8 protein-coding genes are annotated in these 16,907 nt (G+C 71.8%); 3 read left to right on the forward strand and 5 right to left on the reverse strand.

Annotation, left to right across the window (positions count from 1 at the left end):
* Positions 1-35: 35 nt before the first annotated feature.
* The gene (locus tag ACFQQL_RS18080) at positions 36-8,054 is read left to right on the forward strand and encodes an immunoglobulin-like domain-containing protein (protein ID WP_382396566.1); all 8,019 of its coding nucleotides are present in this window, start codon (positions 36-38) and stop codon (positions 8,052-8,054) included.
* 56 nt (positions 8,055-8,110) lie between these two features.
* On the opposite strand, the gene xylB is transcribed toward ACFQQL_RS18080, so the two are convergent.
* On the reverse strand, positions 8,111-9,541 hold the full coding sequence (gene xylB / locus ACFQQL_RS18085) for a xylulokinase (RefSeq protein ID WP_382396567.1): 1,431 nt from the start codon (positions 9,539-9,541) through the stop codon (positions 8,111-8,113).
* 11 nt (positions 9,542-9,552) lie between these two features.
* Entirely contained in the window at positions 9,553-10,734 is a 1,182-nt protein-coding gene (xylA, locus tag ACFQQL_RS18090) for a xylose isomerase (protein ID WP_382396568.1), read from the reverse strand.
* A gap of 84 nt (positions 10,735-10,818) precedes the next feature.
* Here xylA and ACFQQL_RS18095 point away from each other — a divergent pair, with 84 nt between their 5' ends.
* Both ACFQQL_RS18095 and ACFQQL_RS18100 read left to right on the forward strand, forming a co-directional pair.
* Positions 10,819-12,081 (forward strand): ROK family protein, encoded by a 1,263-nt coding sequence (locus ACFQQL_RS18095; RefSeq protein WP_382396569.1) that lies wholly within the window; start codon positions 10,819-10,821, stop codon positions 12,079-12,081.
* Positions 12,082-12,154: 73 nt separating this feature from the next.
* Entirely contained in the window at positions 12,155-12,844 is a 690-nt protein-coding gene (locus ACFQQL_RS18100; RefSeq protein WP_382396570.1) for a class I SAM-dependent methyltransferase, read from the forward strand.
* Positions 12,845-12,881: 37 nt separating this feature from the next.
* Here ACFQQL_RS18100 and ACFQQL_RS18105 read toward each other — a convergent pair whose 3' ends face one another.
* The 3 genes from ACFQQL_RS18105 to mmsA all read right to left on the reverse strand — a co-directional run bounded on the left by ACFQQL_RS18105 (position 12,882) and on the right by mmsA (position 16,852).
* Complete coding sequence (locus ACFQQL_RS18105) at positions 12,882-14,033, reverse strand: acyl-CoA dehydrogenase family protein (RefSeq protein ID WP_382396571.1); 1,152 nt, start codon at positions 14,031-14,033, stop codon at positions 12,882-12,884.
* Positions 14,034-14,135: 102 nt separating this feature from the next.
* On the reverse strand, positions 14,136-15,317 hold the full coding sequence (gene mmsB / locus ACFQQL_RS18110) for a multiple monosaccharide ABC transporter permease (protein WP_382396572.1): 1,182 nt from the start codon (positions 15,315-15,317) through the stop codon (positions 14,136-14,138).
* Between the two features lie 2 nt (positions 15,318-15,319).
* A complete protein-coding gene (gene mmsA / locus ACFQQL_RS18115; protein ID WP_382396573.1) occupies positions 15,320-16,852 on the reverse strand; it encodes a multiple monosaccharide ABC transporter ATP-binding protein in 1,533 nt (510 codons plus the stop codon).
* Positions 16,853-16,907: the final 55 nt, after the last annotated feature.

Consider the following 16,907-nt stretch of genomic DNA (forward strand, 5'->3'; position numbering starts at 1 on the left):
GACGTCCCCCTTGACCCGTCGAGCTCGGAGCAGGCATGCGCGGATCAGCGCGAGAAGTCACCCACACCCGGAAGCGCGGGAGCCACCGCGCCGCAGTCGGGACCGTCGCCGCCGCGGCGATGGCCGGAGCGTTCCTCACTCCGCCGGCCGCCGCGTTGCCGAGCGACGACTCGGAGGCGCTCGCGAAGTTCCTCGAGTTGTCCGCCCTCGACCTCGAGGTCGCGGACGCCGTCGGCGCCGAGTCGGGCACACCGAGCGACCCGACGCTCAACACGGCGACCATCGATGCCGAGGTGCTGGGCGGGCTGCTGGGCGTCGACGTCGGGCTGCCCGGCCTGCCGCTCATCGGCGACGGCGAGAGCGAGGGGCTGCTGAACCTCGGCCCGGGAGCCGGCGCGGGTGTCCTGAACGACTTCGCCTACGCCCCGGACGCGCAGCACGCCTCCGCGGCGTCCGGTGCCGTCACCGACGACGGCGCCATCGACTCCGCCGCGATCGAGGAGAACGAGGGCTCGGACGTCGCGGTGCTCGAGCTCACGTCGCTGCTGGGCCAGCTCGGTGTCGACGGTCTCACCGACGAGGTCATCGACGGTGCGGGCCTCGGCATCGGTGCGCTCGCCTCCCGGGCGGACGCGGTCACGGGGTCCGACATCGAGTCGCAGTACGTCGTCTCCGGCCTCGAGCTCCGGCTCTCCGCGCCGCTCATCGAGGGCCTCACCCCCGCGCTCAACCAGGACCTCGACACGGTCAGCGACACCCTCAACGGGGTCCTCGGCCCGGACGGCACCGTGCAGCAGGCACTGAATGCCATCGACCCGGGTCCGGTGAGCGTCGCCGGGCTGGTGAACGTCAACCTCGGGTCGCCGACCATCGACGCACAGGTGGACCTGCAAGGCGTCACCGAGCAGGTGCTCACCGAGCCGCTGGTCTCGGACAACGGCCTGGTGGCGATCGACCTGACCACCGGTGACATCGTCATCGACCTGGAGATGCTGCACGGCGGCAACCTCTCCAACCTGCCGGCCAACACCCAGCTCCTCACCGAGGAGGAGATCACCCAGATCACGGACACCGTCGCGGACCTGCTCGGCCAGCTCACCGACCGCGTGACGACCGCCGTCACCGAGGCACTGCTCTCCACGCCGGTGACCATCACCTTCCCGCCGTCGCTGAGCGGCATCGGCGGCACCATCTCCGGCAACCTCGACGCCACCATCTCGGGAACGCTGGGCGACTTCGTCGGCCAGACCGACACCGACCCCACGGTCGACATCACCGGCAACCTGGTTCTCGACCTGCCGATCCTGCCGGACGTCACCGTGCCGATCAATCAGGTCGCCGGCGTCCTCACCCCCGTCCTCGAGCAGACCGTCCCGACCATCGGCAGCGCGCTGCAGCCGGTGCTCTCCGCCGGCCAGGAGGCGGTCACCGACGTGGTCGGCGGCACGCTCGCCGACGTCGTGGGGACCCTCGACCCGGTGCTCGAGGGCATCCTCGCCGAGCTGCTGACGGTCGTCGTCAACAGCCAGGAGACGGCCGAGAACGGCCTGTTCACGGTCCGTGCACTCGACGTGACGGTGCTCCCCGACCTCAACGCGGTGCCGCTGCCCCTGGCCTCCTCCAGCGTGCGCGTCCAGCCGTTGGCGCCCGCGGTCGACGCTACTCCCGGCGAGCTGTCCCCGGGCGGGACGCTGACGTCCAACATCACCGGGTTCGTCCCCGACTCCACCGTGACGGTGACCTACACGGACGCCGACGGGAACGTCGTCGGCACCGGCACCGTCGAGCTCGACACCACCGGGTCAGGCTCGCACTCGGTCGACCTCCCGGAGGACACCGCACTGGGTGACCTCACGGTCTCGGTCGACGACGGCGCCGGCAACACGGCCTCGGACGTCGTGTCCGTGGTCGAGCCACCGGCCGAGAACACGCCGCCGACCCTCGAGGGCGCGACCGACACGTCCGTCGAGCAGGGCACCGAGTTCGACCCGATGGCCGGCGTCACCGCGTCCGACACCGAGGACGGGGACCTCACCGACGCCGTCGAGGTCACCGGCGAGGTCGACACCACCACCCCGGGCGAGTACGAGCTCACCTACACGGTCACCGACTCCGGCGGCCTGACCACGAGCACGACGCGGACCGTCACGGTCACCGAGCCGCCCAACACCGCCCCGGTGCTCGAGGGCGTGACCGACACGTCCGTCGAGCAGGGCACCGAGTTCGACCCGATGGCGGGCGTGACCGCCACCGACGAGCAGGACGGCGACCTCACCGACCAGGTCGAGGTCACCGGCGAGGTCGACACCACCACCCCGGGTGACTACGAGCTCACCTACACGGTCACCGACTCCGGCGGCCTGACCACGACCGCCACGCGGACCGTCACGGTCACCGAGCCGCCCAACACCGCCCCGGTGCTCGAGGGCGTGACCGACACGTCCGTCGAGCAGGGCACCGAGTTCGACCCGATGGCCGGCGTGACCGCCACCGACGAGCAGGACGGCGACCTCACCGACCAGGTCGAGGTCACCGGCGAGGTCGACACCACCACCCCGGGTGACTACGAGCTCACCTACACCGTCACCGACTCCGACGGCGCCACCACCACCGCAACCCGGACGGTCACCGTCACCGAGCCGCCCAACACCGCCCCGGTCATCGAGGGCGCGACGAACACGTCCGTCGAGCAGGGCACCGAGTTCGACCCGATGGCCGGCGTGACCGCCACCGACGAGCAGGACGGCGACCTCACCTCCGAGGTCACCGTCGACGGCACCGTCGACACCACCACCCCGGGTGACTACGAGCTCACCTACACCGTCACCGACTCCGACGGCGCCACCACCACCGCAACCCGCACAGTCACGGTCACCGCGCCGCCCAACACCGCCCCGGTGCTCGAGGGCGTCGACCCGACCTCCGTGGTCGAGGGCGAGGACTTCGACCCGATGGCCGGGGTCACCGCCACCGACGAGCAGGACGGCGACCTCACCGACCAGGTCGAGGTCACCGGCGAGGTCGACACCACCACCCCGGGCGACTACGAGCTCACCTACACCGTCACCGACTCCGACGGCGCCACCACCACCGCGACCCGCACCGTCACGGTCACCGCCGCGCCGAACACCGCTCCGGTGATCGAGGGTGCGACGAACGTGTCCGTGGAGCAGGGGACGGTCTTCGACCCGATGGCGGGCGTGACCGCCACCGACGAGGAGGACGGCGACCTGACGGACGCCGTCGAGGTCGAGGGCACCGTCGACACCTCCACGCCGGGCGACTACGAGCTGACCTACACCGTCACGGACTCCGACGGCGCCACCACCACGGCGACCCGGACCGTCACGGTCACGGCGGCTCCGCCGGCGAACACGCCGCCGGTGCTCGAGGGCGTCGACCCGACCTCCGTGGTCGAGGGCGAGGACTTCGACCCGATGGCCGGGGTCACCGCCACCGACGAGCAGGATGGCGACCTCACCTCCGAGGTCACCGTCGACGGCACCGTCGACACCTCCACCCCGGGCGACTACGAGCTCACCTACACCGTCACCGACTCCGACGGCGCCACCACCACCGCGACCCGCACCGTCACGGTCACGGCGGCACCGAACACGCCGCCCGTGCTGGAGGGTGTCGCCGACACGCAGGTCGAGCAGGGCAGTGAGTTCGACCCGATGGCGGGCGTGACCGCCACCGACGAGCAGGACGGCGACCTCACCTCCGAGGTCACCGTCGACGGCACCGTCGACACCACCACTCCGGGCGACTACGAGCTCACCTACACCGTCACCGACTCCGACGGCGCCACCGTGTCCGCGACGCGGACCGTCACGGTGGTCGAGGGCGAGCCCGAGCCCGAGCCGACGAACACGCCTCCGACCCTGGAGGGTGTCGACCCCACGAACGTGGCCGAGGGTGAGGACTTCGACCCGATGGACGGGGTCACCGCCACCGACGCTGAGGACGGCGACCTCACCGACCAGGTCGAGGTCACCGGCGAGGTCGACACCACCACCCCGGGCGAGTACGAGCTCACCTACACCGTCACCGACTCCGACGGCTCGACCGTCACGGCCACCCGCGTCGTGACCGTCACCGCGGCGCCGAACACGGCCCCGGCGCTCGAGGGCGTGCAGGACGCGACGGTGGTCGCGGGCAGTGACTTCGACCCGATGGCCGGCGTGACCGCCACCGACGAGGAGGACGGCGACCTGACGGACGCCGTCGAGGTCGAGGGCACCGTCGACACCTCCACGCCGGGCGAGTACGAGCTCACCTACACCGTCACGGACTCCGACGGCGCCACCGTGTCCGCGACGCGGACCGTCACGGTGACCGAGCCGGAGCCGACGAACACGCCTCCGACCCTGGAGGGTGTCGACGCCACGACGGTGGCCGAGGGCGAGGACTTCGACCCGATGGCCGGGGTCACCGCTACCGACGCCGAGGACGGCGACGTGACCGACCAGGTCGAGGTCACCGGCGAGGTCGACACCACCACCCCGGGCGAGTACGAGCTCACCTACACGGTGACGGACTCCGACGGCTCGACCGTCACGGCCACCCGCGTCGTGACCGTCACCGCGGCGCCGAACACGGCCCCGGCGCTCGAGGGCATCGTGGACGCCGAGATCACCGAGGGTGACGACTTCGATCCGATGGCGGGCGTGACCGCCACGGACGCCGAGGACGGCGACCTCACCGACCAGGTCGAGGTCACCGGCGAGGTCGACACCACCACCCCGGGCGAGTACGAGCTCACCTACACGGTGACCGACTCCGACGGCTCGACCGTCACCGCGACGCGTGTCGTCACGGTCACGGCGGCACCGAACACCCCGCCGGTGCTGGAGGGTATCGACGCCACGTCGGTGCCCGCGGGCGAGGACTTCGACCCGATGGCCGGGGTCACCGCCACCGACGAGCAGGACGGCGACCTCACCTCCGAGGTCACCGTCGACGGCACCGTCGACACCACCACCCCGGGCGACTACACCCTGACCTACACGGTCACGGACTCGGGCGGCTCGACCGTCACCGCGACGCGTGTCGTCACGGTCACCGAGGCCCCCAACACCCCGCCGGTGCTGGACGGCGTCGACGCCACGACCGTGGTCGAGGGCGAGGACTTCGACCCGATGGCCGGGGTCACCGCCACCGACGAGCAGGACGGCGACCTCACCGACCAGGTCGAGGTCACCGGCGAGGTCGACACCACCACCCCGGGCGACTACGAGCTCACCTACACCGTCACGGACTCCGACGGCTCGACCGTCACCGCGACGCGTGTCGTCACGGTCACCGAGGCCCCCAACACCCCGCCGGTGCTGGACGGCGTCGACCCGGTCGAGGTCGAGACCGGCACGGCGTTCGACCCGATGGACGGCGTCAGCGCCACCGACGAGCAGGACGGCGACCTCACCGACCAGGTCGAGATCACCGGCGAGGTCGACACCACCACCCCGGGCGACTACACCCTCACCTACTCGGTCACCGACTCCGACGGCTCGACCGTCACGGTGGACCGGGTGGTGACCGTGGTGCAGGCAGCGCCGACGAACACGCCACCGGTGCTCGAGGGCGTGGGGCCGGTCGAGGTCGCCGAGGGCTCGGAGTTCGACCCGATGGCGGGCGTCACCGCCACCGACGAGCAGGACGGCGACCTCACCGACCAGGTCGAGGTCACCGGCGAGGTCGACACCACCACCCCGGGTGACTACGAGCTCACCTACACCGTCACGGACTCCAGCGGTGCGACCGTCACGGCCACCCGCGTCGTCACGGTCACCGAGGCGCCCAACACGCCGCCCGTGCTCGAGGGTGTCGCTGACACGCAGGTCGAGCAGGGCAGTGAGTTCGACCCGATGGCCGGCGTCACTGCCACCGATGCGGAGGACGGCGACCTCACCGACGCCGTCGAGGTCGAGGGCACCGTCGACACCTCCACCCCGGGCGACTACACCCTCACCTACACCGTCACGGACTCGGACGGCACCACGGTCACCGCGAGCCGCACCGTCACGGTGGTCGAGGGCGAGCCCGAGCCCGAGCCGACGAACACTCCCCCGACGCTCGAGGGGGTCGGCCCGACCTCCGTGGTCGAGGGCGAGGCCTTCGACCCGATGGCGGGCGTGACCGCCACCGACGCCGAGGACGGCGACCTCACCTCCGAGGTCACCGTCGACGGCACCGTGGACACCTCCACCCCGGGCGACTACACCCTCACCTACACGGTCACCGACTCCGACGGCTCGAGCGTCACGGCGACCCGTGTCGTCACGGTCACCGAGGCGCCGAACACGCCGCCGGTGCTGGAGGGCGTGGGTGACACCGCCGTCGAGGAGGGCGCGCCGTTCGACCCGATGACTGGCGTGAGCGCCACGGACGAGGAGGACGGGGACCTCACTGACGACATCGTCGTCGAGGGCACCGTGGACACCTTCACACCGGGCGACTACACGCTGACCTACACGGTCACCGACTCCGACGGCACCACGGTCACCGCGACCCGTACCGTCACGGTGACGGAGACTCCGCCGGCGAACACGCCGCCGGTGCTCGACGGGGTCGGCTCGACCTCGGTGGAGCAGGGTTCGGTCTTCGACCCGATGGCGGGCGTGACGGCCATGGACGCCGAGGACGGCGACCTCACCTCCGAGGTCACCGTCGACGGCACCGTCGACACCTCCACCCCGGGCGACTACGAGCTCACCTACACCGTCACCGACTCGGACGGCACCACGGTCACCGCGACGCGGGTCGTCACGGTCACCGAGGGCGACGGCGGACCCGGCGAGCCGGGCAACACCCCGCCCGTGCTGGGCGGCGTGGACTCGGTCGAGGTCACCGAGGGCGAGGAGTTCGACCCGATGGACGGCGTCACCGCCACCGACGCCGAGGACGGCGACATCACCGACCAGGTCGAGGTCACCGGCGAGGTCGACACCTCCACGCCGGGCGACTACACCCTGACCTACACGGTCACCGACTCCGACGGCACCACGGTCACCGCCACCCGAACCGTCACGGTCACGCAGGCCCCGCCGGCGAACACGCCGCCGGTGCTGGAGGGCGTCGGCTCCACGAGCGTCGGTGAGGGTGAGGAGTTCGACCCGATGGACGGCGTCAGCGCCACCGACGCCGAGGACGGGGACCTCACCGACGACATCGTCGTCGAGGGCACCGTGGACACCTCCACGCCGGGCGACTACACGCTGACCTACACGGTCACCGACTCCGACGGCACCACGGTCACCGCGTCCCGCACGGTCACGGTCACCGAGGGCGACGACGGACCCGGCGAGCCCGGCAACACCCCGCCGGTGCTCGAGGGCGTCGACACGGTCGTCATCGAGGAAGGCAGCCCGTTCGACCCGATGGACGGCGTCAGCGCCACCGACGCCGAGGACGGCGACCTGACCGACGACATCATCGTCGTCGGGACGTTCGACCCGTCGACTCCGGGTGAGTACGAGCTGACCTACACGGTCACCGACTCGGACGGCACCACGGTGACCGTCAGTCGCACCGTGATCGTGGAGGCCGGCGACGACGGCCCCGGTGACGGCGGCCCCGGTGACGGCGGCCCCGGCGACGGCGGCCCCGGTGACGGCGGCCCCGGTGACGGCGGCCCCGGCGACACGGGTCCCGGCGACGGACCGTCGGTGGACGCCGGCCCGGACGTGGTCGCACCCGGCGACGAGGTGACGATCGACCTCGACGGGTTCACCCCCGGCAGCCAGGTGCAGGTGGAGTGCGAGCTGTCCAACCCGGGCGTGGTCGGCTCGACCACGGTCACCATCGGCGAGGACGGCTCGGCCTCGGCGACGTGCACCGTTCCGGCCGGAGCGTCCGACGGGGAGCTGACGGTCACGGCGTGGGAGGTCGGTAACTCCGACGCCACCGCGTCCGACACGGTCAGCGTCTCGCGCTCGGGCGACCTGCCGGACACCGGTACCGGATCGGCGTTCACCATGGCGCTGTTCTCGGTGGTGCTGGCCCTGGCGGGTGGCCTCGCCCTCCTGGTGCGGCGCCGGTTCACCAGCGCCTGACGCGCACGAGAATGGGGCCCCGGTCGGATGACCGGGGCCCCTTCTCGTTGCGACGGTCAGTCGCGCTCGGCGACCAGCTCCCGACGCGAGGCGTACCGTTCCCGGACCTCCGGCGTCGCCTCGGCCTCGACCGTGCGGACCCTCGAGGTCTGCCAGGTCGGCGGCTCGTCCGTCGCGGCGAGCACCCACGCAGCCTGGCGCGCCGCGCCGTCGGCGACGTACTCGCCGGGGTCAGGCACGTGCACCGGTCGGCCGAGGATCGCCGGAGCCACCTGCTGGACCGCCGTGGACCGCGCGCCGCCGCCGATGAGCTGGATCCGTTCGACCGGCACACCGAGTGCCTCCACGGCCGCCAGCCCGTCCGCCTGCCCGCACAGCAGCCCCTCGACGGCGGCCCGGGCGAGGTTCTCCCGGGTCATGCCGGCCACCGACAGGCCGAGCAGCGACCCGGTAGCCCGCGGGAGGTTCGGGGTGCGCTCCCCCTCGAGGTACGGCACCAGGGTCAGTCCACCGGCACCGGGCGCACCGGCCAGCGCGAGCTCGGCGAGGCCGGCATGGTCCACCCCGAGCAGCGTCGCGGTCGCGTCCAGCACACGGCTCCCGTTCAGGGTGACCGCCAGCGGGAGGAACGCGCCGGTCGCATCGGCGAAGCCGTTGACCGTCCCGCTCGGGTCGTCCACCGGCTCCGGCGCGACGGCGGACACGACCCCGGAGGTCCCGATCGAGATCGCCACGTCACCGCGCCTCATCCCGAGCCCGAGCGCGGCCGAGGCGTTGTCACCGGCTCCGGGGCCGAGCGCGAGGTGCCCGAGACCGGCCGAGACGTCACCGATGCCGGCGGTCTGGTTCGGGCCGAGCACCCGCGGCAGCACGACGTCGTCCGCGTCATCCCGCCGCAGGGCCATGGCGAGCAGCTCCCGTCGATACTCCCCCGCCGCGGCGTCGAAGTAGCCGGTGCCCGAGGCGTCCGAGCGGTCGGTGGCGAGCGTGTCGAGCGCCTGCGCGCCGGAGAGCTTCCAGGTGAGCCAGTCGTGCGGCAGCGCGACGGCGGACACCCGGGCGGCGTGCTCCGGCTCGTGGTCCGCGAGCCACCGCAGCTTGGTGACCGTGAGCGAGGCGACGAGCACGGACCCCGTCGCCCCGGACCACGCCCCGGGACCGCCGAGCTCGGCGATGAGGTCCTCCGCCGCATCCGCGCTTCGCGTGTCGTTCCACAGCAGCGCGGGCCGGATGACCTCGCCGTCGGCGTCCAGCGCGACCATCCCGTGCTGCTGCCCGCCCACGGAGACGGCCGCGACGTCGTCCAGACCACCGGCGGCAGCCACGGCCGCCTGGAGGGCGTCCCACCAGGCGGCCGGGTCCACCTCGGTGCCGTCCGGGTGTGGCGCCTGACCGAAGCGGCGCAGTGCACCCGTCTCGGCGTCGCGGACGACGACCTTGCAGGACTGGGTCGAGGAGTCGATCCCCGCGACCAGCTGGTCGCTCATCTCTCCCCCGCTCAGCCGACGAGGTGCGCCATCGCGAGCTGGTTCAGACGAACGAACCCGTACTCGCGTTCGGCTGCGGCGTCGGCGTCGAAGTCCTCGAAGGCGCTGCGGTCGGCGAGCAGGTCCTGGATCGTCTCGCCGGCGCCGAGCGTCGGCTGGGCGAGCTCGAGGACGCCGGCCTTCTCGAACGCGGCCTGGACCTCGGGGTCGGCCCGGTAGGCCTTGGCCTTCTCGGCGAGCAGGAGGTACATCTCCATGTTCGCCGCGGCCGACTCCCACACGCCCTCCATGCCCTCGGTGCGGGACGGCTTGTAGTCGAAGTGGCGCGGGCCGTCGTAGGTCGGTCCGCCGCCGGGGAAGCCGTTCTCGACGAGGTCGACGGTGAAGAACGCGGAGAGCAGGTCGCCGTGGCCGAAGACGAGGTCCTGGTCGTACTTGATGGACCGCTGGCCGTTGAGGTCGATGTGGAAGAGCTTGCCCGCCCACAGCGCCTGGGCGATGCCGTGGGTGTAGTTGAGGCCGGCCATCTGCTCGTGCCCGGTCTCCGGGTTGAGCCCCACGATGTCGCCGTTGTCGAGCTTGGCGATGAGGCCGAGCGCATGCCCGACGGTGGGCAGCAGGATGTCTCCGCGGGGCTCGTTGGGCTTCGGCTCGAGGGCGACCCTGAGGTCGTAGCCCTGCTGCTTGATGTACGCGGCGACGGTGTCGATGCCCTCCGCGTAGCGGTCGAGGGCGGCGTTGACGTCCTTGGCGCCGTCGTACTCGCTGCCCTCGCGGCCGCCCCACATGACGAACGTCGTGGCGCCGAGCTCCGCGGCGAGGTCGACGTTGCGGAGCAGCTTGCGCAGGCCGAACCGGCGGACCGAGCGGTCGTTCGAGGTCAGCGCACCGTCCTTGAACACCGGGTGGGTGAAGGTGTTGGTGGTGACCATCTCGACGACGAGGCCGGCGTCGTCCACCGCCTTCTTGAAGGTCCGCAGGATGTCCGCGCGGGTCGCGTCGTCGGAGCCGAACGGCACGACGTCGTCATCGTGGAAGGTGACGCCCCAGGCGCCCAGCTCGGCCAGCTTCGTGGCGTACTCCCACGGGTCGAGCGCGGGACGGGAGGCGTCTCCGAACTGGTCTCGGGCGGTCCAGCCGACGGTCCACAGACCGAAGGAGAAGCGGTCGTCGGGAGTGGGCGTGCGCACCATGGTGGGCTCCGTTCCTGTCTCGTCCTCGAGGGAGATTTGTTGTCCTGTGAAACTTACGTCCGCGTTCGGAGTAGGGTCAAGCCCGTGACCCGACGTGAAGCCAGCCGCGGGACGACCCTCGCGAGGCGTCGTGACCACGCCGCCCGTCAGTCGTCGCTGCGCGAGCACAACCTCGCCGTCGTGTGCCGGACCGTGTTCGCCTCCCCGACCCCGATCTCGCGTGCCCGGCTCGCCGCGGAGACCGGCATGACGCGGTCGACCGTCTCACGTCTCACCGAGGAGCTCGTCCGGGCGGGGCTCATCGCCGAGCGCGACGCCGACGGCAGCGGGCGGCCCGGACGACCCGCCGTGCCGCTCGCGCCCGCAGGCGGTTCCGTTGCGGGGCTCGGGCTGCACGTGAACGTCGACTACATGGCCGGCCGGGTCGTCGACCTGACCGGAGCCGTGCTGGCCGAGGAGATCCTGGAGGGCGACTTCGAGGGCTCCGACCCGGCGGAGGTCCTGCCGCGGGCCGCCGCACTGGCGGCCCGGCTGGTCCGCAGTGCGGCTGCCGGCGGTGCACGGGTCGCGCGCGCGTGCCTCGGGCTCCCCGGACTCGTGGACTCCGGGTCCGGGCGGCTGCTGCTCGCGCCGAACCTGGGCTGGCGCGACGTCACGCCGAGCGCGCTCATGGGTTCCGGGATGCTCCCCGGTGACGTCCCGCTGGAGATCGACAACGACGCGCACCTCGCCGCGTACGGCATCGCGCACGCCGCTCCCGGGCGGGTGGCGGAGCGCGACACGTTCGTCTATGTGGCCGGCGACGTCGGCGTCGGAGCCGCCATCGTCAGCGGCGGGCGCGTCGTGGGCGGCCAGCACGGCTGGGCGGGCGAGATCGGGCACGTCTCCGTCGAGCCGGTCGGTCCGGCCTGCCACTGCGGGGCCCGCGGCTGCCTCGAGGTGTACGCCGGCCGGCACGCCGTGCTCGCGGCCGCCGGCCTGCCCGCGTCGTCCACCGGCTCGGACCTCGCGGCCGCGGTGGCGTCCGGGGACGCGCGGGCGCGCTCCGCCGTCGACCGGGCGGCCTGGGCCCTGGGGATCGCGCTCGCGTCCACGGTCAACATCGTCGACGTCGACGAGATCGTGCTCGGCACCGGGTTCGTGCCGCTCGTCGACGCCCTGTGCCCGGGCATCGACAAGGAGCTCCGCGTCCGCACGCTCGCCGCACCGTGGTCCGCGGTCACCCTGCGCGCGGCTCCCGTGGACCCGACGCCGGCGGCGACCGGGGGCGCCGTCCGCGCACTGGAGTCCGTCATCACCGACCCGGCCTCGTGGATCGGCGGCACCGCCGTCACAGCCGCGGTCTGACACCCACCCGATCCGGCCCCGCGTGACCGTCTCGGGGCTGATGAGGGCGCCAGCCGCGCGCTAGCCTGCCACGGTGGACGTCCGCCGGAGCGGGAACCCGATGATCCGGGCGGTCTCGTCCGGGCTGCGGTGGTTCAACGCGCGCCACCCGTGGAGCCACAACGACCGCTTCCACGGCTGGATCCTGCGGCGCCCGCCGCGGCGCCGTCGGCGAGCGCTCGACGTCGGGTGCGGCACGGGTCTGCTGGTGTCCCGGCTCGCGGGCACCTTCGACGAGGTGGTCGGTATCGACGCCGACGCGACCATGGCGGTACGGGCGGCGCAGCGCCTCGCCGGGTCTCCCGGCGTTACCATCCGCCACCAGCGCCTCCAGGACGTCACCGGCCGGTTCGACCTCGTCACCTTCGTCGCGTCCCTCCACCACATGCCGCTGGAGGAGGGCCTGCGCCATGCGGGGGACCTGGTCGCACCCGGTGGCCGGCTCCGGGTCGTGGGCGTGGCGCGGCCGGCCACGCCCGTCGACCTGGCCTACGACGTCGCGTCGGCGCTGCTCAACCCGCTGGTGGGGCTGGTCAAACATCCCCGGGCGGTGCGGACCCCGGGCCCGTCCGACCCGACGCCGGTGCGGGACGCGACCGAGTCCGTGGACGAGATCGCTCGGGTGGCGCGGCGCGTCCTGCCCGGCGCGGTCGTCCGCCGGCGGCTGTTCTTCCGCTACACCCTCGAGTGGGGCAGGCCGACCGGCCGGTTGGCACGGAAATGACGACTCGGCACGGAAGTGACGACTCGGCGGGAGGAGGTCAGGAGTCCTTCTGGGTGACGGGGCCCAGCAGGGCGTTCGCCCAGGCGCCGTGCACGGACTCGTCGTCGCTCGGGTGGAACAGACCGGCCAGCACGTCACGGTAGAGCCGGGACAGCTCGTTGGTGTTGGCGTACATCCCGCCGCCGGAGACACGGACGGCCTTGGTCACGACGTCCAGGGCGACCTCCGTGGCGCGCGACTTCAGCGCCGAGAACCGCGGCAGGGTGAACGGGCCGACCTCGACGCCCTCGTCCACCTCGCGGGCACGGGCCGCCAGCTGCGGCAGCACCGAGTCGAGCTGCATGGCGGCGTCCGCCAGGCGCCACCGGATGTCGGCGTCGTCGGCATACGGCCGACCGTCGTTCTTGAGGCTGGTGCGCCGCCGGACCGTCTCGGTGGCGAGCTCCACCGCCCGCTCGGCGATCCCCGTGTAGACGGCGGCGAGGAGCACCTCGAAGGTGGTGAAGATGCCGACGACGAACGGGTCCGTCGTCGGGCCGGGCGGCAGGCGCCGCACCACGCGGTCCGCGGGTGCGTGCGCGCCGTCGAGGCGGGTGGCGAAGGATTGCGACGCGCGCATGCCGAGCACGTCCCACTCCCCCACCTGCTCGGTGCCGTCACGGGGGACGAACCCCCAGACGTTGACCTTCTCGCCCTCCGCCGTCGTCTCGGTGCCGAAGGTGCCCAGCCGGGTCCAGACCGGCGCCAGCGAGGTGAAGATCTTCAGGCCGTGGAAGGTGTAGCCGCCCGTGCCGTCGGGCCGTGCCTCGCTCACCGAGGCGAACAGGACCAGGTCGTTGCCGGGCTCGGAGACCCCGAACGCGAACAGCTCGCCGGCCGCGGCCTCCTCGAGCACGAAATCCAGCGACCGGTCACCGGTGGCACGCACCGCGTTCGCGACGGCGACCCACACCTGGTGCATGTTGATCCCGAGCGCCGTGGCCGGGGCGGCAGCCGCGAGCCGCCGCTGCTCGCGCGTCATCTCCTCGAGGCTCAGCCCGCCCCCGCCGAGCTCCGTCGGCACCATGGCGGTGAGGTAGCCCGCGGCGCGCAGGTCCGCCAGGTCCTCGTGGGGGAAGGTGTTCTCGGCGTCGTACCGCGCGGCGCGGGAACGGATGCGGTCGAGCAGGTCCTCCGGCAGATGGCTCACGGCACGGGAACCGCGCTGCGCGGCGCATCATTCCCGCGCTCACGCGTAGCCGGACGTTCCGAGGGCCGGGCGGCCCCTGTACGTCCGGCTACGCGGGCGGGCTCAGCGGGTGGCCTGGGCGCGCCGCTTGTTGTAGATGTCGAACGCCACGGCGAGCAGCAGCACGATGCCCTTGACCACCGACTGCATCGGCTGGCCGACGTCCAGCAGGTCCATGCCGTTGGACATCACCGCCATGAACAGGCCACCGACGAGCGCCCCGACCACGGTGCCGACACCGCCGGTGACCGCCGCGCCGCCGACGAAGGCGGCCGCGATGGCGTCGAGCTCGAACATGTTGCCGGCGTTCGGCTGCGCGCTGTTGAACTTCGAGGCGTAGACGATGCCGGCGATCGAGGCCAGCACACCCATGTTGACGAAGAGGAGGAAGCTGACCCGCTTCGTGTTCACGCCGGACAGCTGGGCCGCGGACAGGTTGCCGCCCATCGCATAGATGTGCCGCCCGAACACGCTGCGCTTGGTGACGAACCCGTAGATCAGGACCAGCGCGGCGAGGATGAGCAGCACGATCGGCATGCCGCGCGCATACGCGAGCCGCTGCGCGATCGCCATGACCACCGCTCCGACGAGCACGATCTTGAGGATGAAGAGCGGGAGGGTCTCGACCGGCTGGTTGTACTCCAGCTTCGCCCGCCGAGCCCGCCACTCGAAGTAGGCGAAGCCGAGCACTCCGAAGACCCCGACGAACAGCGTGAACGCGTCGAAGCCGGCACCGCCGAGCAGGCCGTTGAGGTATCCGCCGCCGATCTCCTGGAACGCGTCGGGCATGGGTGAGATGGAGACGTTGTCCAGCACCAGCCAGGTGAGCCCACGGAAGATGAGCATGCCGGCGAGGGTGACGATGAAGGCCGGGATCCCCACGTAGGCGACCCAGAACCCTTGCCAGACCCCGACGACCAGACCGGTCGCGAGCGCGGCCACGACGCCGACCCACCACGGCATCCCCATCTGGACGGTGACGACGGCGGCCACGGCGCCGGTGACGGCGACCACGGAGCCGACGGAGAGGTCGATGTGCCCGGCCACGATGATCATGACCATGCCGATGGCCAGGATCAGGATGTAGGAGTACTGCCCGATCACGTCGGTGACGTTGCCCGGGGAGAGCAGGTCGCCGCCCGTGAGGACCGCGAACAGCACGATCACTGCGACGAACGCGATGTAGATGCCGCTCTGACGCAGGTTGCGCCTCAGAAGCTCGGCGATGCTCGACGTGCCGGCCATGGTCAGTCCTTCTCTTTCGTCATGAGTTCCATCAGGCCCTCCTGCGTCGCACGCTCAGCGTCCACGTCCCCGGTGATCCGACCGGCGGAGAGCGTGTAGATGCGGTCGCAGATCCCGAGCAGCTCGGGCAGCTCGGAGGAGATGACCAGCACGGCCTTCCCGGACTCCGCGAGCTGGTTGATGATCGTGTAGATCTCGTACTTGGCGCCGACGTCGATGCCGCGAGTCGGCTCGTCGAGGATGAGCAGATCGGGCTCGGTGAACAGCCACTTGCCGAGCACCACCTTCTGCTGGTTGCCGCCGGAGAGCTGGCCGACCACGGACATCACCGAGGGCGCCTTGATGTTCAGGTCGGCGCGATACTTCTCGGCGACGGCGATCTCCTTGTTGCCGTCGACCCAGCCACCGCGCGCCATCTTCCTCAGGCCCGCCGCTCCGACGTTGCGCCGGATGTCCTCGATGAGGTTGAGACCGTACGTCTTGCGGTCCTCGGTGGCGTACGCGATGCCGTGCTCGATCGCCTCGCCGACGGTGCGGGTGCGGATCTCCTTGCCGTGCATGAAGACCCGCCCCCTGATGTCGCGCCCGTAGCTCTGACCGAAGACGGACATCGCCAGCTCGGTCCGCCCCGCGCCCATGAGGCCGGCGATCCCCACGACCTCGCCGGCCCGGACCGACAGTCCCGCGCCGTCGACGACGACGCGGCCCGGCTGGGTCGGGTGCATGACCGTCCAGTCCTCGAGCCGGAACACCTCCTCGCCCGGCTCGCGCGACTCACGCTCGGGGAACAGGTGGTCGAGGTCGCGCCCGACCATGCCGCGGATGATGCGCGCCGTGGTCGCGTCCGAGGAGGACATGTCCAGCGTCTCGATCGTCGAGCCGTCCCGGATCACCGTCGTCGAGTCGGCGATCTCGGCGATCTCGTTCAGCTTGTGCGAGATCATGATGCACGTGACGCCGCGGTCACGGAGCGTGCGCATCAGCCCCAGCAGGTGCTTGGAGTCCTGATCGTTCAGCGCCGCGGTGGGCTCGTCGAGGATGAGCAGGCGCACGTCCTTGGACAGCGCCTTGGCGATCTCCACGAGCTGCTGCTTGCCGACTCCCAGGGAGCCGATGGGCGTGGTCGGGTTTTCGTCGAGACCGACCTGGGCGAGCAGGTCGGCGGCTCGGGCGTTGGTCTCGTGCCAGCTGATGAATCCGCGGCGGGCACGCTCGTTGCCGAGGAAGATGTTCTCGGCGACCGACAGGTGCGGGACGAGCGCGAGCTCCTGGTGGATGATGACGATGCCACGGGCCTCGGAGTCGTTGATCGACCCGAAGGTGACCGGTTCGCCGTCGAGATGGATCTCACCCTCGTACGTCCCGGTCGGGTACACGCCGGAGAGGACCTTCATGAGGGTCGACTTGCCCGCCCCGTTCTCCCCGCAGATCGCGTGGATCTCGCCGCTGCGCACGGCCAGGGAGACGTCCTTCAGCGCGATGACGCCGGGGAATCTCTTGGTGATGGAGCGCATCTCGAGGATGTGATCGCTCATGTGCTGTCTCCTCCTGGTCAGATGGAGGGGCAGGGCGGGAGGCCGCCGGAGGGAT

The organism is Georgenia alba (assembly GCF_042665525.1).
Classification (GTDB): domain Bacteria; phylum Actinomycetota; class Actinomycetes; order Actinomycetales; family Actinomycetaceae; genus Allobogoriella; species Allobogoriella alba.